General features: G+C 68.9%; 2 protein-coding genes and 1 pseudogene. 1 reads left to right on the top strand and 2 read right to left on the bottom strand.

Annotation, left to right across the window (positions count from 1 at the left end):
* Positions 1 to 436, bottom strand: a pseudogene (locus tag ABZ749_RS33465) (hypothetical protein); the annotation flags it as partial.
* A gap of 227 nt (positions 437 to 663) precedes the next feature.
* Positions 664 to 1,188 (bottom strand): hypothetical protein, encoded by a 525-nt coding sequence (locus ABZ749_RS33460; protein ID WP_357235010.1) that lies wholly within the window; start codon positions 1,186 to 1,188, stop codon positions 664 to 666.
* 212 nt (positions 1,189 to 1,400) lie between these two features.
* Between ABZ749_RS33460 and ABZ749_RS33455 the strand changes: the two genes are divergently transcribed.
* Complete coding sequence (locus ABZ749_RS33455; RefSeq protein ID WP_357235007.1) at positions 1,401 to 2,648, top strand: Ig-like domain-containing protein; 1,248 nt, start codon at positions 1,401 to 1,403, stop codon at positions 2,646 to 2,648.
* Positions 2,649 to 2,656 lie beyond the last annotated feature (8 nt).

Genomic DNA, 2,656 nt, shown 5'->3' with positions numbered 1-2,656 from the left:
GGACGATCGGGTCGTCGCTGTTGTGGTGGCTTGTCGTACAGCCGACGTTGAATTCGGGCACCTTGACCGGGTTGCCGGTCACCGGCTTGGGCTTGCGGGCGAAGAACGCCTTCGTCGCGGCGGCCTGCGCGCCAGCGTCGATGGTGATCCAGCCGCCGGATGCGGTGGGCGGGGCGGCGCTGGTCGCCGGCGTTCCGGGCTTGCCCGGCGCGGACGGGGTGGCCGAGGTGCCCGGGGCGCTCGGCGTGGCCGACGGGTCGCCCGGGGCGGTGGCCGTCGGCGCGTCCGGGCCGGACGAGCCGATGCCGGTGTCGCTGGACGGGCCGGACGCGCCGGGGGTTCCCGGCGCCTCCTTGCATCCGCCGGCCAGCGCCAGGCTCACCAGCAGCAGGGCGGTGACGGAACGACGGTGTCGAGGGGTGGATCGGACATTCATCAACGGGGGCGCACCTTTCTTCCGAGAGGGAAGAATACGAGTGGACCCCCTGCCCGCCTCCAGTTGGAACGATTAATTCTCCCTTAAATAGCGCTCAGCGGTTGCCTGGTCAGCGTTGTGGAGTCGCTGTGATGTCGGCTCGATCTCAATTCTCTGATTTCTCTCCAAAAACCGTAATCGGCGGCTGCGGCATCACTCTGCTTTCTTGAGTGGTCGGCCGTATCGGCTCAGCAGCGGTCGCGTGCCTTGCGCAGGAAGGTCTCCCGCGACACGACCTTCGTTGACCTGCTTCCGTGCGACACCAACACCTGGTCCGGGCCGATCCGTGGCAGGTCCGCGAGGGTGAAGTCCACCGAGCGGGCATCGCGGCGGCTTGACCCGTCGAGGGTGTAGGTGACCCCGGCCCGAAATTCGGTGAGCAACTCGACGTCCACGTCGGAATCAGGGCTGTCGACAGCGTCGGCGACCTCCCAGCCCTCCGGCGGCTGACCCAACAGCGCCACCTCCACGACCTCGCTGGCGGGCGGGCCGCCGATGCTCCACCTGATCAGGGTCCGTTCGCCCGGTTCACCCTGATGGTCGTTCTCGAACACGCGGATATTGGCGTCACTGTCGTCGCAGGTGACCAGTACGCCGATCGGTTGGCCGTCCTGAACGGCGAGAGCGACAATCGGTTCCTCCGCCGGTGAGCAGGCGGTCAGGAGGAGGAGGGGGAGCGGGAGCAGAATCCATGGACGTCGTCTTCCGCGCATGTCGGCAGCCTTCCAGCACAGCATCACGCTTCGATGCCCCGAGGATCACGAAAGGGGTAGCGACCGACGGAACCGGACCGTGCGCGGTGCCGAACCTTTCCACCTTCGTTGGGTGATTTCCGGAAACAGCGCGGGGCGCCGTCGACGCGGAGAGAATTGCCGCCACGGAGCACACGGAAGCCGGGGGACGTTCGATGGTTTTACGGAGGCGTATGGCGCTCGTCGCGGTGGCGGTCGCGGCGACACCGCTGGTCCTCGGTGGGTGCACCACCGAGCGAAAGGCCGCCGTACGTCCCGCCGAGCAGGTGCTGCCCTCGCCCGAGCTGACCGTCACGCCCGCCGATCTCTCCCGGAACGTGCCGCTCAGCGCCGAGGTGGTTCCGCTCGTCACGGGTGGAAAGATCACCGCCGTGCGCATCGTCGACGAGGCGGGCACGGCGGTCAGGGCGGAGCCGCGCGAGGACGGCTCGGCGTGGGTGCCGAGCGCCCCGTTGCGCCCGCAGCACACGTACACCGCGTCGGTGACCGCCACCGGCGACTCCGGGCGGACCACCACCCGCACCAGCAGCTTCACCACCGCGGCGGCGTCGACGAAGCCGCAGGTGAGCAGCACGTTGTACTTCGCCGACAAGCAGACGTACGGCACCGCGATGCCGGTGACCATCGGTTTCGATCCGCCTGTCGCCAGGTCCGCCCGGGCCGACGTGCAACGTCGGTTGTTCGTCACCACGAACCCGCCGCAGCCGGGTGTCTGGTCCTGGGTGGACGACGGCAGCCAGGTCTACTACCGGGCTCCCGACTTCTGGCGACCCGGCACGACCATCAGTGTCCGGGCGGGCCTGACGGGTCTGCCGATCGGGAAGAGCCACGTCGGTGACGCCGACCGCACCGCGACGTCCCGGATCGGACGGCAGGTGTCGCTCGAAGTCGACAACGCCACCAAGCAGATGCGCGTGCTACGGGACGGCAAGCTGATCCGCAGGATCCCGGTCAGCCTCGGCAAGCGCAGCACCCCCACGTCCAGCGGCAAGATGGTGATCATGGAGAAGCACCAGTACACCACGTTCGACACGCGTGGCGAGCCGAACGGCGGCTACGTGGTGAACGTCGAGGACGCGCAACGGCTCACCTGGGGCGGCGAGTTCATCCACGGGGCACCCTGGTCGGTGTCCGATCAGGGACACCGCAACGTCTCGCACGGCTGCACGAACATCTCGGCGGCCAACGCCGACTGGTTGATGGGCGTCACCCGGGTCGGTGACCTGGTCACCTTCACCGGCACCGAGGTCCGGCTCCAGCCGGGCAACGGCTGGACGGCCTGGAACACCAGTTGGGGCCAGTTCATCAAGGGCAGCGCGCTGCCCGTACCCGCGGATCTGCGACCGACCCCGGCGTCGGCGCCGCCGGCCCGTGCGGTCGCCGGTGGCTCTCCAGGACCGAGGCCGGCGGGTCGATCGTGAACCCGGCC

It is taken from the genome of Micromonospora sp. NPDC047753 (assembly GCF_040642735.1).
Lineage (GTDB): Bacteria > Actinomycetota > Actinomycetes > Mycobacteriales > Micromonosporaceae > Micromonospora.
Note: the sequence above shows the minus strand (reverse complement) of the source record. Positions and strands in the feature narration are given on the sequence as shown.

Coding starts and splice junctions, on each gene's coding strand:
- ABZ749_RS33460 (WP_357235010.1), bottom strand. CDS start 1,188: ATGCGCGGAAGACGACGTCCATGGATTCTGCTCCCGCTCCCCCTCCTC.
- ABZ749_RS33455 (WP_357235007.1), top strand. CDS start 1,401: ATGGCGCTCGTCGCGGTGGCGGTCGCGGCGACACCGCTGGTCCTCGGT.